The sequence below is a fragment of the Pectobacterium parvum genome, assembly GCF_020971565.1.
GTDB classification, from domain to species: domain Bacteria; phylum Pseudomonadota; class Gammaproteobacteria; order Enterobacterales; family Enterobacteriaceae; genus Pectobacterium; species Pectobacterium polare.
Genome location: NZ_CP087392.1, coordinates 1,844,822 through 1,861,689, shown reverse-complemented (window position 1 = coordinate 1,861,689; position 16,868 = coordinate 1,844,822). Strand labels below are relative to the sequence as shown.

Sequence of the window (16,868 nt, the reverse complement as noted above, 5' to 3'; positions counted from 1 at the left end):
ATGTATTGAAATAATTGGCGAAAAAAACATAAACGACACATCAACTAAACCATTATCAGTCAGCCAAAATAAATCTTTATACTTTATCGTCCACATTGATATTTTAGTAATATTATAAATCATCGTTATAAATATGTTCTCCTTACATAATTAACTCATTTTTACCGCCTACCACCGAGTGAAATATGAGATGAAAATATCTTAACCCTTTCATTGACAGGAGGGTTAATTCTATCATTCATTAAATTAACATTCACACAATCACCAAAAACATCGCAAACTCTATATCTAAAAATTCAAAAAATGCATGTATACACATAGTTCCCATACATCCAGAGATTCACTATAATTTATATAAAAATCATTATACCCAATCAGAAAAATACATATTCCGCTATATTTCCTTCAGTTCTTACCAACCCAAAATAAACTCTTGAAAATTAATTTATCAATGTCCGCCCCTGGAAAAAACTTGTCACTCATATTAGGTACGGCACTGAACCACAAAAAAAATCAAATCTAAGTCAACACAATCCATCCGCTAAAAATAATCACCACGCTATACATTTTCTCTCTCATTCCCTTTTTGATTTTCTCATTTTCATCCTGACGCCTATATCGCACGCTAATCACGCCACCTTCAACTGGCGAGCTTTATGGACGTTTATTCGTCCGGGGCGGGTATTGCTCTTTAACAATGCGAATCGGGCTGTCACACAACCACAATTCAGGGTGCCGCTGAATGTTCTCGCTGACCCGTTGAAACCGGAATGCAGAATCGGGATGTGATCGATTGAGTTATTCACCATGACTTTTTATTAAAGGAAATAGCATGAGAAAACCTACCTATCACGTGTTTGTCACGCAGGAAAGCCAACCCGATACCAGTAGAGAAAAGAACACGTACTGGACAAAAGTCGGCGTAGCGTTCGCTCATAACGGAAAACCTGGATTGAACATCGTACTGACACCCGGTATTGCTGTCTCCGGTAAGTTGGTGCTCTTGGAACCGAGAGACGATAGCGACATACCACAAGCCTCCCAACACGATTAACACTCAACCTTCACGCACCTTTCCCCTGCCACCGACAGTCTGATGGCTACGTGTGGCTCGACTTGTTATCGAGGCAACCATGCTTTCACCCACTGCTTTTATGGCGGCGGTAATGCAGTGTGCCGCCACTATTCACCCCTCCACCGCGTTTGATGTAGCTAAAGTGGAATCCAGCTTTAACCCTTACGCCATCGCTGAGATTGTGCCGAAGGAAGAAAGAGCGCCCGATAGCGTAGGCGTCATTTCTCATCAGCCCACCAGCAAACAAACTGCCATCAACATCATCGAGCAGGTAGTCGCAAAAGGCCGCCGCTATTCAGTCGGGTTAATGCAAATCACCAGTACCAACTTTCGCCATTACGGCGTAACAGCGCATGACTTGTTAGATCCCTGCACCAATCTGTCCGTTTTTGAGCGTATCCTCACCGATTGCTACCAGCGAGGCGGCACGCTGAAAAGAGCACTCAGTTGTTACTATTCCGGCAATTTCGATACGGGTCAGCAGCCAGAATCCGCCTTTAACCAAACCAGTTATATCCAGCGTATTGGCTATGCGGTCCCGTCAACGCGGGAAGATATCAAGCGCAGTACCACCAGCCAATCTACTTCAGAGATTCATTATCCGGCCACCGTCCTGCGCGGTGAGCTCACCGATAAAGCCACACCGGTTTTGACCTCCCTGCACTATCCCATCGCCATCCTTCGCGGCGATGTATCCCTACCTGTAATTAATGAGGAGAAATGACGATGCAAAAACGTAAATACTGGCCTGCGTTTTCTTCCCTGTTGATATCGACCCAAACGCTGGCAGCCGGGAGCGGGTTTAACAAAGCCAACGATACGCTGAGTAATACGTCCACTGGTTTGCTCGGGCTGGCCGCCGTCACGATCACACTGGCAACCATGTGGGTGGGTTACAAGGTGCTGTTTGATGGTAAAAGTTTGCATGACATGCGCAACGTCATTATCGGAGCCATCCTGATTGTCGGTGCATCAGGCTTTGGTGCCTATTGGGCATCCTAGGGGGAGCCGATGACCACCCTGAACAAAGCGCTGACCCGGCCTGCCGCCATTATGTGTATCCCTCTCGTTCCGTTTGTGATCGTCAGCGGGGCTATCGTCCTGCTGTCGGTTTACACCAGCTATTACCTTGCCTTGTTACTGATCCCAGCCTGGCTGGAAATGAAGGCAAAAGCTCGAACGGATATTCATTATTTCGGACTGCTGTGGCTGGCCTTTAAAACCCGTGGGCGATTTGCCACGAATCGCCATTTCGGTGCCAGTGCCATGCTAGCGAGCCACTATGACGCCGTCAATGTTTCGGAGTTTACCGCTAAGATGAAATTAAACGAGCACATCACGCTGGATAAATACATTCCTTACTCCTCCCACATTCATCCTCACATCATAAGAAATCGCGCCGGTGATTTAGTCGCTAGCTGGGAATTGGGCGGCACTGTGTTTGAATGTGAGGATGAACATCATCTGACATTGCTGGCAAGCCACCTCAACAACCTGATCCGCGCGTATGAAGGGCTACCGATCACCTTCTATATTCACCGCATACGAGAGAAATATCAGGATGGCTTTAACGCCAGTTCGGGCATTCCCTTTTCAGATGACGTCACGGAACGCTATTACCAGCCACTAAAAGAGAAGCCGCTCTGGCGGCATCGGCTGTTTTTCACCGTCTGTTATGCCCCGTTCTCCACGCTGGAGAAAAAAGTCATGAAGACGCAGACCGCCGGAAAAAGGAAAGCGGCGCTGGATAATGCCCTGAAAGGGATGCTGGAACACCATGACGCCATCCACACCGCCCTGTCGCGTTATGTGGCAACGCCCTTGGGACTCTATGAGGAGAAAGGTCGGGTTTACTCTTCGCAACTGGCTTTCTACCATCGCCTGATGACGGGAAAATGGCAGAGCGTGGCGGTGACGCGCACACCGTTTTATCACACACTCAGCACGCCGGATGTGTTCTTTACCACCGATACCGCCGAATGTCAGACGGTCGGCAGCTCCCGTTTCTTCCGCAGTCTGGAAATTAAGGACTATTCACCGGAGACCTACACTGGCCTGCTGGATGCACTGCTGTATGCTGAAAGCGAGTATGTCCTGACGCAATCTTTCACCTGCATGGCACGAGATGAAGCGCAAAATCATATCCGACTGGCAGAAAAACGGCTGAACTCAACCGATGATGACGCCATTTCACAGCGAGAGGAATTGATCGTCTTACGCGACCTGCTCCAGTCTGGTCATGTGTCTTGCGGCAAGTATCACTTCTCGCTGCTGGTCTCGTCCGCCAGCGCCGATCAGGTAGTCAAGGAGACCAATGCGCTGGCTCAGCCTTTTAACGATCTCGGTATCATGACATCCCTGTCTACGCTGTCGTTACCTGCCGCTTATCTGGCTCAACTTCCCGGCGTGTATACGTTACGCCCCCGTCTGGTGGTGGTCAGTAGCCAGAATTACGCGGATATGGGGAGTCTGCATAACTTTCATCCCCACAAACGTCACGGCAATCCGTGGGGTGAGGCTATTGCTATCCTAAAATCCCCCGGTGGTGGCGGTTACTATCTGAATCTGCATGACAGTCAGGCAGGACGGAATGACTTCAATGAGAAAACGCCGGGGAATACCGCCATCATCGGTAAAACAGGTTCAGGAAAGACCCTGCTGATGACGATGATGAAACAGTTGATGCAGAAGTACCGTAATCCGGCGACATTTTCCGCCTCTGCCACTCTCAAACGGCTGACCACCGTTTACTTTGATAAAGACAGAGCAGCAGAGATGTCTATCCGCCAGATGGGCGGTCGCTACTTCCGTATCCGGACCGGTATCCCTACCGGGTTCAACCCGTTCTCACTTGCGCCAACTCGACGAAATATCAGCTTTATCAAGCGACTGATCCGGATGCTGTGTCGTCGTGACGGTAAGCCACTCGATCCCCGCGATGAAGAGCGCATCAGCACAGCTGTGGATACCATTATGCTGGACTACCCGCCGGAATACCGCCGTTATGGTATTACCCGGCTGTTAGAAGTCTTGCCAGAGCCACCGACCAAAGAGGCCCGGACTAACGGCTTACGAATCCGACTGAAACAGTGGGCACAAGGCGGTGAATTCGGCTGGGTGTTCGATAACGAGGAGGACACGTTCAACATCAGCAATATTGATAACTTTGGTATCGACGGTACGGAATTCCTGGATGATGACGACATACGCGGGCCGATCACCTTTTACCTGCTGTACCGCGTCACTAGCCTGCTGGATGGTCGCCGACTGGTGATGTTCATGGATGAATTCTGGAAATGGCTGGCAGATGTCGAGTTTTCTAAATTCTCCCTCAATATGCTCAAGGTGATCCGCAAACTAAACGGCATTTTTATCCCAGCCACCCAGTCGCCCGATGAAATCGTCAGGCATCCCATCGCTCCGGCGATTATTGAGCAGTGCAGCACTCAAATATTTCTCGCCAATCCCAAGGCCAGCCGTACAGATTACGTGGAGAAAATGAAAGTCCCAGAAAGCGTTTACGACATCGTCCGTAATCTTGATCCGAGCGAGCACTATATGGTTGCCCTGAAAACACCACTGCGTGCTGGTGAAACTCGCCCGTTTGTCGCCATGGCAAGAATGGATTTATCGGGCCTCGGGAACATCACCAAAATCCTGAGCGGCAGTGAAGACAACCTGAAAATATTTGATGCCATTTATCAGGAAGATATGTCACCCACCGACTGGAAAGAAACGTTCCTGAACCAGGCTATCTGATATTCACCTCGGAGGTTATCATCATGCAAACCAGAAACGTCTTTCTGGCGTTATCGCTATTGATTTCCACACCCGCACTCAGCGCTGGAATCCCGGTGTTTGATGCCGCCAGTAATACCGAGTCGATTAACCAATGGGTACAGAAACTCCAGCAATGGCAGGAAACGGTCACGCACTATAAAAGTGAGCTTGACGCTTATAAGCAGCAATTAGCAGCCGCAACAGGCATACGCGATATTCAGGGGTTTCTCCGCGAGGCAAAAAGCCTAAAAAATGATATCGAACACCTCAGTAAAAATGGTATTTCACTGGATGACCTGCTGACTAATCCAAGCGGTTATTACTCTTCTGACCTTCAGCGCCTATATAAAAAATATCAATCGTTTGATATTTGTAATCAGTTCAGTTCATCGCAACGTTATCTGGAAAGTTGCAAACAACTTGTTCTCAATCAGGCGGTCTCGATTGAGAATACCAGCGATGTTCAAAACAAGATTAATAGCACATTAAACGATATATCAGACTTATCTGACCGCATTGCCAACGCCAAAGACTCGAAAGAGTCACAGGACCTGGCTAACGCGGTAGCAGCCAAAAGCGTACAATTGAATGCATTAACCAGCCAATGGGAAATGTCAGTCAAGCAGGCTGAACAGCGATCCACGATGTTGACTCAACAGCGGCAAAAAGCATTCAATGAACAACAACTCGTCTCCCCGATTCCTGACTTTAATCATTGAGAGGGTAAGAATGAAAACGTCATTTTGCATTTTCCCGATTATTTTAGGTTCATTATTTCTGACAGGGTGTGACAACCCGAAATCAACGCAGTGGTACAAAGAACATCCGGATGAAATGAGTCAACGATATAAAGCGTGTGAATCATCCGGTGATGACACCCAAGATTGCAAAAATGCACGAGAGGCGCGATTTGAACTCCGTCAGGAAAATGCCAAGGTTCCCGATTTGAATTAAAGGGGTCATCTATGTCAGGTGGTATGTTTGTTGGAATGAACAACACGATCACTGACGGTTTACATGCCGTACTGCGGGGACAAACCTCCGTGTACGGCGATATGGTAAGCGTTATCGCCGTCAGCTCCTTCACGTTATTTGTCACTTATCGGGGTTATCAAACCCTAGCAGGAAAACTCCACACACCAGTAGAAGATGTCATATGGGATGTCGGGCGAATGCTATTAATCATGACATTCGTTTTAAATCTCGATGGCTGGCTGGATTTAGCCATTTCTGCCATTCACGGATTAACCGACGGCGTCAGCGGTGATGACAATGTCTGGGTGTTACTGGATACCGTTTGGGCGAAAGCGCAAACAATAGGACAAAAGCTTTATCAGCAGGATGATTCCACCTATGTAAAGCTCAACGGCGGTATTGCCCAACTTCTGGTCTGGGGAGGTGCAATCGTCACTTTGCTATTTGGTTCGGCGGTTAACCTGTTAGCCGGAATTATCATTGTATTAATGACTACCACTGCACCGCTATTTATTTTCTGCCTGCTGTATGGATTCCTTATTCCGATGTTTAACAACTGGCTGAAAATTATCTTCACAGTGATCCTGACGATTATGTTTTCCGCGTTATCCATCAGGATTGTCATCAATTATCTTAATGGCCTGTTAGATAAAGCGGTTAATTTTGCAGATAGCGCCAACATCATCACACTGGGTGTTCAGTGCTGCGTTGCGGGTGTTATTTCAGGCGTCATTATTTGGTTTTCAGCCAAAATCGCGAACGCATTAGGTGGCGTCGCCGTTCAGGTCGCACTACAGGGTGCCGCCATGAGTGGTCTGCGTGGGCTGGCGAAACCCTCTTCCGATGCAGCGAAACCCGCCATGAAAACTGGGGCGGCGGGTGCTCGACTGGCGGCAAAAGGGGGCTTCAGCGCCGCTAATGCAACAGGTACACTTATCGCCGCAGGCACCAGCAAAGCCCTCTCCGCATGGCAAAAACGTGCGGCGTCTATCGACAGCATGAAGCGTTTCAACCAACAGCGTAACCGCTAATCTCCTTCTAACCCCATCCCTCCATCTCGTACCGTGGCAACCGCCATCGGTAAAGTATTTCGGTCTTCGACAAACACAGGAATCAATATGAAATCCAGCCTCATCTTTCTGATGCTATGCGTCCTCATGGGCTGCGCACAGCGTCAGCACGATCTCCCGCCAGTATCTGGCGATCCCCAACCGGTTAATTCTCCAGCGATTATTCAGGAGCTGACAAAGCATGGCTGAAACAGAAAACATCATTGCGTCATCCCGAACCTTTGAATCGGTCCTGCTGGAAAAGGATGAACGGGAAAAAAAACTGGCGTGGCGCATAGCGGCCATAGGGTTTGCTTTGGCCGCTATGGCGATCACCGCACTGATTATTCTGCTACCGCTGACAACCACCGAAATAGAATTATGGTCGGTGGACAAACAAACCGGGCGTTATGAATATATGACTCGGATTAAAGAGCAGAATATTTCCTCTGAAAAAGCACTGGCTCAGGCGTTAGCGGCGCATTACGTCAGGCTCCGCGAGGGGTATAACTATTTTGCTCTCCAGCGCGATTATGACGATGTGCAGTTATTCAACAGCGACAGCGTGAACCGGGATTATCTCGACGGGTTTAACAGCAATCAGGCACCCGATGTCATTTTCAATAAAGCGGAATATGTCGTGTCTATCGACATTATTTCCAACGTTCACGCGACCGCGACAGATCCTGATCATCTGGCGACCTTACGCATTAAACGGACTATCCGCCGCATTGTCGATAACTCTGTTAAAACAGATGTCTGGAACATTCGTCTGACTTATCGCTACCTCCCCCGCAAACAACTGACCGACAGCCAACGAGAAGTGAATCCGCTGGGGTTCATCGTGACCAGTTACCAGCGAGATAAAGAACTGAGGGTTGAATGATGCTGAAAAAAACAGTGATTTTGTGGCTCCTTCTGATGTCATCCACAGCCTGGAGCGCGGCGATACCGCGCAGCAGCACGTATGACAGCCGAATGCAGAATGTCACCTATAACAGCCAAAATGCGACCATCGTCAACACCCGCCCCGGCTACCTCACCACACTCCTGTTTGATGACGATGAAGAAGTCATCGACGCGCAAGCGGGTTTTCCAAAGGGCTGGAAAGTCACAAAAAGCGATAATCGAGTCGGTATCAGCCCAAACCCTATCACCCAACCGGTAACCGATGATAATGGCAACAACGTCAATAAGGTGTTTCTGCCAACGGCGAGCGAGTGGAGAACCAATCTCTTTGTCGTAACATCAAAGCGCGATTACAGTCTGGAACTGAACGTACTGGAGAATGACTCGCCTTTCCAGGCCTTTATTATCCGTTTTCGCTATCCGGATGACGAGCGCAAACGATCAGACGCAGCCAGCTCAGCGCGGCTGAAACTCCTGCGTGAAACACAGGAAAAGCAGCAGATAACAACAGCATTTGAGCAGGCTACCACGCCGCGTAACTGGCTTTATACCAAGCGAGTCGCGACAGGTTCAGCCTCCATAGCACCAGATTTTACTTACGATGATGGCCGCTTTATCTATCTGGGTTTTTCTCCCGCCAAAATCCTTCCGTCTATCTTCCGGGTCGTTAACGGGCAGGAACAGACCGTAACACCCCGCATAACCAAACACGGAAACTACACCGTGGTCGTCGTGCGGGCAATGTCGCCACAATTGGTATTGCGCTACGGCAGCGCGGTGGTCGGGATTGAGAATACGTCATTCGGCAACGCCACCGTTGGCAGCGGTAACACCGTTTCACCTGTCGTCACACTGGAGGCCAGATGACTGATAAAGCAGACTCAGAGACAACGGAAAAAACCGTGGCGGAGCTGGAAGCCGAAGCCCGTGAACGCGCCCGTTCAGCGATAGCGAGTCAGGCACCGGAGCAGAACACGCTTCCCGGTCAACCCGAAGTCACCCGTTTCAAGAAAGCCTCAAGCCGCCGGACACTGCTGGTCAGCCTGCTAAGTCTGGGCGCACTGATTGCGCTGGCATTGGGTGGAGATCGCTTCCTTGCATCATTAAAGCAAAGCGATGATAGGGCGGCTGAAACCCCAAGTCCGCCGTCAGCCAGTACGGGGCAACATGAGCGTAAAAACCTCGGCATGGACAACAATCCGTTCGGCCTATTCCGTCAGGACAAACAAGAAACCGCAACAGATAATCCCCCAATACAGGCTGCACCACCGTCAGAGCCACCTGCTTTAAATAAGGCAGCAGCACTGACTGATGGGTCAAATAGTGCCGCTGAGTCCACACAACGCGGTCATGCTCAGGCTTCACAAACTGCACCTTCCGGCACACAGAGCCATCAGAACAAAGGCGCGCCTGCAACCACATCTGGCACAGAAACTAACGACGCCAATCCCAGCGTGGCGAAAGTGACCAGCGTCAGGCGGCTGGGTCTCGATCCCAATCTTTACCTTCCGGTTGATCGTTATATTCCGTGTTCAATGATGCGGCGTTTTGTCTCTGATGTGGGCGGTCGTATTTCGTGCCTCATCGGCGAAGATGTCTACAGCGCCAACCATTACGTGAAGTTGCTCCCTGCCGGAACCGTCGCCAGAGGCATCTACCGCACCGGGGCGCTGCAACATGGCCGGAGCCGAATGTTTGTCATCTGGACGGAATTACGCACACCGGAACCCGGTAGCCTGCAAATCCCGCTGATTGATACCGAAGCCACAGGTCCATTGGGTGAGGCTGGGATTAGCGGCTGGATTGATACCCATTTCTGGGAACGGTTCGGCAATGCGTTGATGCTGAGTACCGTACAAGATGTGGCCGCCGCCGCATCCGATTCAGCACCGGGGAAAGACTGCAATACCGATTACACCGAAAACACCCGCGCTGCCGCGTCAGAAATGGCGAAAACAGCCTTAGAAAACAGCATCAATATCCCGCCCACGATGTACCTCAATCAGGGCGATGTGATCGGCATCATGACAGGTACGGATATCGATTTCTCTTCCGTTTATCAACTGCGTTTAAAAAAGAGGTGGTATGAACGTTGAAAACCTGTCGCTGGATTTTATGAAAAACCAGTTATTTGGTGAATTTCTGCCACTGGCAGGCCTGACAGAAATCGCCATCAACCGCCCCGGAGAGATCCACACCAAAATAAACGGTCGATGGCAGAAGCATGATTCTCCGGTTACATTGCGTCAGTGCCATGCGTTTGCCAAAGCACTGGCCTCATGGAATGAGGACAATATCGATGATACCTCCCCTATCCTTTCCGCTACATTAGGATCAGGTGAACGTGTCCAGACCATTATCCCCCCAGCCTGCGAGTGGAATACCGTATCTATTACGCTGCGAAACCCGTCATTTGAGCAGAAAACGCATCAGTCCTGGATTGATGCCGGGTTTTATAACCGAATAGCAGGTAAGGAGAGAAACGAAAGCAAAGATGATGAACTGACCCGCTGTTATAACAATGGTGATATTCCCCACTTTATCGAAAAGGCCGTCGAGTATGGCAAAACCCTCTTTATTGTTGGTGAAACTGGCTCCGGTAAAACCACCTATATGAAGACGTTGCTGCACTATATTCCGCCACATCTCAGGCTAACCACGATTGAAGATAATCCCGAAATTCGGTTTTACCGCCACGCTAATTATGTTCATCTGTTTTACCCGGCGGATGCAGGAGACGAGGCGATTATCACACCCGGCAGACTTATCAGAGCGAATTATCGAATGAATCCAGATCGGATTCTGCTGGCGGAAATTCGTGGGCGGGAAGCGTGGGATGCGCTGAAAATTATCGGCTCCGGGCATGAAGGCCTTATCACCTCCCTGCACGCAGGCAGCCCGGAAGAATGTATTGAAGGGATCATTGACCGCTGTTATGAAAATCCTGACTGTAAAAATATCCCGTTCGACGTGCTGTTACGCAAAGTGCTTAAATGCGTAGATATCATCGTCAGCGTAGATATTCACGGCGATATTCGCCGGATGGGGGATATTTATTTCAAACCGATACACCTTCATCAAATGAAGAAATCATTCAGATAGACGAACAGTTAAAGCCCGCTCATTCTCAATAAAGGTATTTGATATGAAAACAATCATATTCACCGCCTGCCTTTTCTGCATGAATTTTTTACTGCCCTCTTCCGTAATGGCCGCTGATGCCTGTGAGATTGTTTTATGTCTGTACGGTAAAACAACCGGTAACGGCGGAGGAAATGGATGTCAGTCTGCTGAAAGCTCTTTCTTTAATGTTGTAAAAAAGAGCAGACACGGATTTCACCCTAACCGTACCGCCGATGCCCGAAGAGACTTATTGCTCGAATGCAAATCAGCCAACCCGAAAATTATCGACCAGATAATTAATAAATTTGGCCGCGTGCGTAATTGAAATCAATGAAAAACGGTAATAACAACATCTGGATTATTACCGATTCCCCTGTCAAATCGAGATGGCAAACTCGGCACTGGTCGTGACGGTTTTAGGCTTTTAAATTTATGCGAATAGCAGAAATTTAAAAGTGGCGTAAGGCGAGTAAATTCTATTTCGTAGAAATAGCTAATTTGCGTCGCCGAACCCATCTGCAAACAGCCGCGCCCACGCGGATTTTGCAGGCCGGGGGAGCCGAATAAATTTCGCCGCCCCAGCGAGCGAAAAGCTATCGCCCACGATAGCGGTTTATTTGGGGGGCTTGCCCCGCACACCGTCGCAGCTAAGTCTCCGGCCAAAAGCCGGTAGCGTGGCGCGACCACCCGCTTTGAAGGCGTTTTCCCATTTTTTCGCTTGGCCGGAACGGACAAAAGAAAAAATAGGCGAAAAACGGCGTCTCAAAGGGGGTGGTCGCGCGTAGCGGGCGACGGTGTGCCGCCTTTGACCTTGGGGGTTTTGGCGCAGCGTCCAGCCGCGACATTACCCCCATATGACATGCAGTGAGAGCGTCCAGCACGAGCGTAATGTCACACGCCGTTGCCCGTCATTCGGGCGTTTCAGGGAATTGACGACCATGCGTCGGCTGTTTTCTGAAAGCGCGGATAACGGGCATGAGCGTCGGAGACGTTCAGTGCTTTTCATTCATTTATGGGCGTCATCAATAGGCGTCGCGTATGGGCGTGGGGTTTAGCGTCCATCGGTGACGCCCATGCGATGCGCCCGTCACACCGAAATCAGACCGGAGGTCACTGTAATGGGAACTCATCTGATGCAAAGGCTGAATGCCTTTACGGATGCCTTTTCTTTTTTTCTACTCTGGCTGCAACACAACCCGGTAATATTATCCATATTTGCCGGACTGACGCTGCCATTTATATTTAATCTGCCACGTGAAGAAAGAAAAAATGCCCCCTTCTGGTTAAAATTGGTGGCGGGTGTATCCACCTTCTTTTTCATATTTGGTACCCTGTCACCGCTGACCATTCAGGGGCTAAGTTTTTTCTTTAAAGTGCTCGATAATAACATCCTGCTCAGATTATCACGCTGGATACTGACTGTCGGATTTACGTTTTCTGGTCTGGCTTTTCATATTACTGCCCGAAGGCTGCTGACGGGTGAAATCGACAGTTTAAAACATCGGATGATTAAAAAAAGTAAACTGGAAAGAAATGTCAGAACGGATGTTCGTGAAGTCAGAGACATGTTACCTGACAGTATTGCGTATAACCCGTTGGATTATATTGATCTGAGTAAAGGTATTTTTATCGGGCTGGATAAAGATAATCAGCCGCAATATATCACCCCCGACGAATTTCAAACTCAGCACGCCGACCTTATCGGCACCACAGGTTCCGGTAAAGGCGTCAGTGCCTGTGTACTGCTTTATCAGGCAATACTTTCAGGTGAAGGCGTATTTGTCGAAGATCCTAAAAATGATGAGTGGGCACCGCATGTACTACGGAAAGCTTGTCAGAAAGCGGGAAAAAAATTTGTTCTTATTAACCTGAATGACCTTAATTTTCAGCTTGATTTACTGGCTGATATTTCTCATGAACAACTGGAGGAACTGTTTAATGCCGGTTTCAGCCTAGGTAAAAAAGGTGAAGGCGCTGACTTTTACCGTATTGCCGATCGTCGGGCAGCCAGAAATACGGCAGCTATTTATGAAAAGGAAATGACGTTACGCGACTTATTTAACACCGACTTTGTGAAATCCCTCAGTGAAGATGTGCCTGCTTTTTATGGCGAGCTTGAGGAAATCGCTTTAGTGAACTCCATTAATGCCAATAAGGGATTTTCCTTAAAGACCATTTTTGATGAAGGCGGATGTTGCTACATCATCGGCTCGATGCGTAACCAGAAAATCATCTCGGCTCAGCGAATGATTTTAACCCGCCTGATTCAGATAGCCGAAACGCGTGACCGGATAAAAGGCAAACCTCGTCCGGTCGCTATTTTCCTTGATGAACTCAAGTATCACCTGTCCCGCCCTGCACTTGAAGGACTTGGCGCAGCGCGGGACAAAGGTGTGCATATCATCATGGCTCACCAGTCGGTAAAAGATTTGTATGACTGTCCGGCAGATCTGGAGGGTGATGCTGTAGCCGGTTCGGTGATTGAGAACTGCAAGTTTATGCTGGTTTATCGCCTTCGCGATCCGGACACTGCTGACTGGGTGGCAAGGATGACCGGCTCTATTCTGGTAGACGATGAAATGAGGAAAGTTAAAACGGATATATCCCTGACGGAGAAAATGGATACTGACAGGATGATCCGCCAGGCTGAACGATATTATATAGACAGCAACATGTTGCTTAACCTCCCCAAATTTGTTGGTTTTGTTTTTACCCAGAACGATCTGGCGAAGGCAACCAAACTATTCCACATACCAGTGAAGAAGCAATATATCGACCTGTTTTCATTTGAGCATAAAAAACCTCCGCATACCGAAAAAGAAAATCAGATTCACAAACCCTCCGTTAACCTGTGAGGCTATCAATGCTTATTCATAACGTTACTGAAAGAAATGAAGCCGCAAAACGGAGAATGCAGGCATTGCTGTATTTTCTCAAGGAAGAAACGTTCTCTGATTTGCGTACCTTAAAAAAAGTTGTCGGCTATAAAGGTAAACATAACCATGCGATGTATAAACTGCTCAATAAAGCGGTTGCGATGGGCCTCCTGATTAAACACGAATATCCGGTATTGACCGGGAAAAAATCATTGTGGGGGCTCAGTATGCAGGGACTGGCGATGGTGGTTAGCGCTGATGACAAGGTTTTCCCCGCCTATTTTGAACCGGGAAAACTCAAACACTCGACGCTGGAGCATCGACTGTTAAATCAGCGGGTCAGGATCGCCCTTGAGGAAAAAGGCGGTACAGGCTGGCTTAACGGCGATCGGAGAGAGTTTATGTCGCAATACCCGGGCTTCCGGCACAGACCGGACGGCATTATTACCTTAAACAGCGGTGCCATCGTTGCGGTCGAAACAGAGCGGTCGATGAAAACCCGCGCCCGTTACATCAGCATCGTTAACAGTCACCTGGCCGCCAGCGACGCCGGACGTTGGCACTATGCGATGTATGTTATGCAGAACAACAAAACCAAAATCGCGCTCATCAGGCTGTTTGACAGTATCAGGACGGTGGTAAGGAACAACGTTCCCGTCCCGTTTGATGCAAAGATCCGGGAGATGTTTCTCTTCCGCACGATAGACGAACTTGAACAGGCCCCCGTCAGCGACGATTAAAGGTATGCCTGTTTAACCGCATAGAAAGAAATGTCAGAACCCGTCGATGAGGAAGTCTATTGCCGCCTTTACCTGAGTGCGGTACTGCGACGCATCACAAAACACCGCCCCCAGAGCCTGAACAGGGATACTTGCCAGCTCGTGGGTCATTACGGCGTATTCTTTGCCGTCCGTCAGCCTGACGACGGGGACAAGGCGCTCCGGCCGGCGGCCTGCCGGATACTTTTCAATAGGGAGCAATGGGATCACTATCCGACGATTCAGTTGTCCAATAATATCGCTCGTGACATCGAGCAACAGCGGGTAAACGACGCTTTTCCCGGTATTACCGTATACGGTGGATTGCATGGTTAAAACGTCCTGTATTCATCGCTGAAACACCCCTGCTCATCATGAAAACGATTTAGTGCTGCGAGAGCCTCCCTGTTTTCTTCCTGCCATTTTTTCGCTTCATGATAGCGAAGCTCTGCATCCAGCGCGGTTGTCAGGGTAGCACTCAGGTTAATACCCGCCTCACGCGCTCTTACCAGTAAGGCACGCTCCACTGTCATGGTCACGCTCTGCGTGTTGCGTTGTTTCGCGGTCATGGTTTCTCTCCTGCATGAAATACGTGTGTATTACACGGCATAATACACTTATCATAACACCAAAAACAGGCTCTGCTACCGTTGCAGTCCTGCAAACTTCACAGTCAGCCGCCATACCTGAGCCGTCGTTTACAGCAATCACCGCTGTACAAAGGCCGTTTGCGAGATGCGCGGGCTCTTTGCCGCCCGCACCCGCAGCCTGAGAATTTTCCGGGCATTCGATGCCCGGAAAATTCTCAGGGAAATTTAAACATCTGTCACCTTCCCTGCCCCGATATAAGGTTAAAGCCGCATTCCTTTGCAGCTTTTTATTCTTCAACTCAAATCTTATCCATCAAATAACGATGCGCTTTTGAGGCGGCGCTGGTCGCTTTGAAAACATAGCGCTTATCGTTTTTCAGTGCTTTCAGCCAGGAAGCAATATAGTTTTCATGCTGTACCTCTCCAACAATCCCCAAATCCGCCATCAGAAAAGCATTTCCCAGCTCCGCCACTAATTCCTCCTCCGCATAATCTGCACTGCCAAATTTCCCTTTCATTTCACGATTAAGTCGTTTTTTACCACCGCTCCAGTGAACCAGCTCATGCAGGCCGGTAGCATAGAAATTAGCTGCATCTGAAAACAGATGGCGCTCTGGTAGCCAGACTTCATCGGTTGAGGGTCTGAAAAAGGCGTTTTGTCCTTTCTCAATGATGTTTGCGCCGCTCTTCTGGAACAGATTTTCAGCCTCCGGCAACGGGTCAAAGGTTGCTTCCGGGCTGACTGTTTCAGTTGGCAGATGAAGGCCATCAATTTGTTCAACATTGAACACATTGAAGGTTTTCAGCATCGGGATCTGGTCGATGTCACCGTCTTCGTTTTCTTTCTCTAAGGTTGTGTAGAAAATGGCTGTCGTGCCGTGCTCGCCTTTGCGAACCTGCCCGCCTATTGCCTGCGCCTGTTTGTAGGTCATCCAGCGTGAATCACCGAAGCCCTGTTTTGACGCACTGCACCACAACAGCATGATATTCATTCCGCTATACGCGATACCGGTTGCGAAGTTGGAAGGCACCCCAGACATGCCCGGCACTCGTTGCCACGGGAAAGACCACGGTTTTACACCGGCTTCAAGCGCTGCAATGATGTTATCGGTGACGGTCTGATAAATATCGGTTTTGGCTTTAGAAAATTTCGTTTTTGAGGAGCCTGACTGCTCCAGCGGGGATACGCAGGTCGCCGCTGCGGTGTTAGGGGCGCTAGTCTGGGTATGCAGGGAAATGGTCATGTTTTTTCTCCGTCAGTGGTGTGAATTTCGTCTTCGTATCGCCTGACGGTTCGCTTTCCCGACATCGTTCCGGCACGCAAGGGCGCAGCATGCGTGCCATTTACCCTTGCGGGACGGGTTGTGTTGGGAAACGATTAACCGGAAGCTGATACGGGAACGGAAGTCACACGGGAGAAAAAACTGCCCCTGCATAGGCGGGCGTAGCGCCCCTTGCTCTGCAGCGGTGGAATGGGTTTGGGTTTGGGTTTGGGTTTGGGTTTGGGTTTGGGTTTGGGTTTGGGTTTGGGTTTGGGTTTGGGTTTGGGTTTGGGTTTGGGTTTGGGTTTGGGTTTGGGTTTGGGTTTGGGTTTGGTTTGGTTTGGGTTTGGGTTTGGTTTGGTTTGGTTTGGGATTAGATATTGATAACAATACCTCAGAATAGGATAGTCAGATGTAATAGTGAAAGATTACTGCTCAAACACACAGATAGGTAATGTTACACTTCATATT

At 49.1% G+C, this 16,868-nt stretch carries 18 protein-coding genes; 15 read left to right on the top strand and 3 right to left on the bottom strand.

Going from position 1 to position 16,868, the window contains the following annotated elements; all coding sequences use genetic code 11:
* Nucleotides 1-832 precede the first annotated feature (832 nt).
* The 15 genes from LOZ86_RS08330 to mobC all read left to right on the top strand — a co-directional run bounded on the left by LOZ86_RS08330 (nt 833) and on the right by mobC (nt 14,527).
* The gene (locus tag LOZ86_RS08330; protein WP_039513735.1) at nt 833-1,054 is read left to right on the top strand and encodes a hypothetical protein; all 222 of its coding nucleotides are present in this window, start codon (nt 833-835) and stop codon (nt 1,052-1,054) included.
* 79 nt (nt 1,055-1,133) lie between these two features.
* Nucleotides 1,134-1,799, top strand: coding sequence for a lytic transglycosylase domain-containing protein (locus LOZ86_RS08325; RefSeq protein ID WP_039513734.1), 666 nt, complete (start codon nt 1,134-1,136; stop codon nt 1,797-1,799).
* Complete coding sequence (locus LOZ86_RS08320; RefSeq protein WP_107332632.1) at nt 1,796-2,077, top strand: TrbC/VirB2 family protein; 282 nt, start codon at nt 1,796-1,798, stop codon at nt 2,075-2,077. The genes LOZ86_RS08325 and LOZ86_RS08320 overlap by 4 nt, the downstream gene beginning before the upstream one ends.
* 9 nt (nt 2,078-2,086) lie before the next feature.
* Entirely contained in the window at nt 2,087-4,834 is a 2,748-nt protein-coding gene (locus tag LOZ86_RS08315) for a VirB4 family type IV secretion/conjugal transfer ATPase (protein ID WP_230243067.1), read from the top strand.
* A 23-nt stretch (nt 4,835-4,857) separates the two neighbouring features.
* The gene (locus LOZ86_RS08310) at nt 4,858-5,574 is read left to right on the top strand and encodes a TrbJ/VirB5 family protein (RefSeq protein WP_039513729.1); all 717 of its coding nucleotides are present in this window, start codon (nt 4,858-4,860) and stop codon (nt 5,572-5,574) included.
* Between the two features lie 10 nt (nt 5,575-5,584).
* Entirely contained in the window at nt 5,585-5,809 is a 225-nt protein-coding gene (locus tag LOZ86_RS08305; protein ID WP_039513726.1) for an EexN family lipoprotein, read from the top strand.
* A gap of 11 nt (nt 5,810-5,820) precedes the next feature.
* Complete coding sequence (locus LOZ86_RS08300; protein WP_039513725.1) at nt 5,821-6,861, top strand: TrbL/VirB6 family protein; 1,041 nt, start codon at nt 5,821-5,823, stop codon at nt 6,859-6,861.
* A gap of 87 nt (nt 6,862-6,948) precedes the next feature.
* On the top strand, nt 6,949-7,089 hold the full coding sequence (locus LOZ86_RS08295) for a hypothetical protein (protein WP_181892575.1): 141 nt from the start codon (nt 6,949-6,951) through the stop codon (nt 7,087-7,089).
* The gene (locus LOZ86_RS08290; protein WP_230243065.1) at nt 7,082-7,765 is read left to right on the top strand and encodes a VirB8 family type IV secretion system protein; all 684 of its coding nucleotides are present in this window, start codon (nt 7,082-7,084) and stop codon (nt 7,763-7,765) included. Before LOZ86_RS08295 ends, LOZ86_RS08290 begins: the two co-directional genes overlap by 8 nt.
* On the top strand, nt 7,762-8,655 hold the full coding sequence (gene virB9 / locus LOZ86_RS08285) for a P-type conjugative transfer protein VirB9 (RefSeq protein ID WP_230243063.1): 894 nt from the start codon (nt 7,762-7,764) through the stop codon (nt 8,653-8,655). Before LOZ86_RS08290 ends, virB9 begins: the two co-directional genes overlap by 4 nt.
* The gene (gene virB10 / locus LOZ86_RS08280) at nt 8,652-9,884 is read left to right on the top strand and encodes a VirB10/TraB/TrbI family type IV secretion system protein (protein WP_230243061.1); all 1,233 of its coding nucleotides are present in this window, start codon (nt 8,652-8,654) and stop codon (nt 9,882-9,884) included. Before virB9 ends, virB10 begins: the two co-directional genes overlap by 4 nt.
* Nucleotides 9,874-10,890, top strand: coding sequence for a P-type DNA transfer ATPase VirB11 (gene virB11 / locus LOZ86_RS08275; protein WP_039513719.1), 1,017 nt, complete (start codon nt 9,874-9,876; stop codon nt 10,888-10,890). Before virB10 ends, virB11 begins: the two co-directional genes overlap by 11 nt.
* Before the next feature lie 43 nt (nt 10,891-10,933).
* Nucleotides 10,934-11,236 (top strand): conjugal transfer protein, encoded by a 303-nt coding sequence (locus LOZ86_RS08270; RefSeq protein WP_161547089.1) that lies wholly within the window; start codon nt 10,934-10,936, stop codon nt 11,234-11,236.
* Nucleotides 11,237-12,029: 793 nt separating this feature from the next.
* Nucleotides 12,030-13,766: a type IV secretory system conjugative DNA transfer family protein gene (locus LOZ86_RS08265; protein WP_039513716.1), complete on the top strand. Its 1,737-nt coding sequence runs from the start codon at nt 12,030-12,032 to the stop codon at nt 13,764-13,766.
* A gap of 8 nt (nt 13,767-13,774) precedes the next feature.
* Nucleotides 13,775-14,527 (top strand): MobC family replication-relaxation protein, encoded by a 753-nt coding sequence (mobC, locus tag LOZ86_RS08260; RefSeq protein ID WP_039513714.1) that lies wholly within the window; start codon nt 13,775-13,777, stop codon nt 14,525-14,527.
* A 33-nt stretch (nt 14,528-14,560) separates the two neighbouring features.
* On the opposite strand, the gene LOZ86_RS08255 is transcribed toward mobC, so the two are convergent.
* From LOZ86_RS08255 to LOZ86_RS08245, 3 genes are all read right to left on the bottom strand, one after another.
* Nucleotides 14,561-14,875, bottom strand: coding sequence for a CcdB family protein (locus tag LOZ86_RS08255; protein ID WP_039513711.1), 315 nt, complete (start codon nt 14,873-14,875; stop codon nt 14,561-14,563).
* 2 nt (nt 14,876-14,877) lie between these two features.
* Nucleotides 14,878-15,114, bottom strand: a complete 237-nt coding sequence (locus LOZ86_RS08250; protein WP_014699357.1) for a type II toxin-antitoxin system CcdA family antitoxin — start codon at nt 15,112-15,114, stop codon at nt 14,878-14,880.
* A 320-nt stretch (nt 15,115-15,434) separates the two neighbouring features.
* Nucleotides 15,435-16,379 (bottom strand): ArdC family protein, encoded by a 945-nt coding sequence (locus LOZ86_RS08245; protein ID WP_039513709.1) that lies wholly within the window; start codon nt 16,377-16,379, stop codon nt 15,435-15,437.
* Nucleotides 16,380-16,868: the final 489 nt, after the last annotated feature.

What these genes read in the sequence shown, in the direction of transcription:
- mobC (WP_039513714.1), top strand. Translation starts at nt 13,775, where the DNA reads ATGCTTATTCATAACGTTACTGAAAGAAATGAAGCCGCAAAACGGAGA.
- virB9 (WP_230243063.1), top strand. Translation starts at nt 7,762, where the DNA reads ATGATGCTGAAAAAAACAGTGATTTTGTGGCTCCTTCTGATGTCATCC.
- LOZ86_RS08320 (WP_107332632.1), top strand. Translation starts at nt 1,796, where the DNA reads ATGACGATGCAAAAACGTAAATACTGGCCTGCGTTTTCTTCCCTGTTG.
- LOZ86_RS08310 (WP_039513729.1), top strand. Translation starts at nt 4,858, where the DNA reads ATGCAAACCAGAAACGTCTTTCTGGCGTTATCGCTATTGATTTCCACA.
- LOZ86_RS08255 (WP_039513711.1), bottom strand. Translation starts at nt 14,875, where the DNA reads ATGCAATCCACCGTATACGGTAATACCGGGAAAAGCGTCGTTTACCCG.
- LOZ86_RS08305 (WP_039513726.1), top strand. Translation starts at nt 5,585, where the DNA reads ATGAAAACGTCATTTTGCATTTTCCCGATTATTTTAGGTTCATTATTT.
- LOZ86_RS08250 (WP_014699357.1), bottom strand. Translation starts at nt 15,114, where the DNA reads ATGACCGCGAAACAACGCAACACGCAGAGCGTGACCATGACAGTGGAG.
- LOZ86_RS08295 (WP_181892575.1), top strand. Translation starts at nt 6,949, where the DNA reads ATGAAATCCAGCCTCATCTTTCTGATGCTATGCGTCCTCATGGGCTGC.
- virB11 (WP_039513719.1), top strand. Translation starts at nt 9,874, where the DNA reads ATGAACGTTGAAAACCTGTCGCTGGATTTTATGAAAAACCAGTTATTT.
- virB10 (WP_230243061.1), top strand. Translation starts at nt 8,652, where the DNA reads ATGACTGATAAAGCAGACTCAGAGACAACGGAAAAAACCGTGGCGGAG.
- LOZ86_RS08300 (WP_039513725.1), top strand. Translation starts at nt 5,821, where the DNA reads ATGTCAGGTGGTATGTTTGTTGGAATGAACAACACGATCACTGACGGT.
- LOZ86_RS08325 (WP_039513734.1), top strand. Translation starts at nt 1,134, where the DNA reads ATGCTTTCACCCACTGCTTTTATGGCGGCGGTAATGCAGTGTGCCGCC.
- LOZ86_RS08245 (WP_039513709.1), bottom strand. Translation starts at nt 16,379, where the DNA reads ATGACCATTTCCCTGCATACCCAGACTAGCGCCCCTAACACCGCAGCG.
- LOZ86_RS08315 (WP_230243067.1), top strand. Translation starts at nt 2,087, where the DNA reads ATGACCACCCTGAACAAAGCGCTGACCCGGCCTGCCGCCATTATGTGT.
- LOZ86_RS08265 (WP_039513716.1), top strand. Translation starts at nt 12,030, where the DNA reads ATGGGAACTCATCTGATGCAAAGGCTGAATGCCTTTACGGATGCCTTT.
- LOZ86_RS08290 (WP_230243065.1), top strand. Translation starts at nt 7,082, where the DNA reads ATGGCTGAAACAGAAAACATCATTGCGTCATCCCGAACCTTTGAATCG.
- LOZ86_RS08330 (WP_039513735.1), top strand. Translation starts at nt 833, where the DNA reads ATGAGAAAACCTACCTATCACGTGTTTGTCACGCAGGAAAGCCAACCC.
- LOZ86_RS08270 (WP_161547089.1), top strand. Translation starts at nt 10,934, where the DNA reads ATGAAAACAATCATATTCACCGCCTGCCTTTTCTGCATGAATTTTTTA.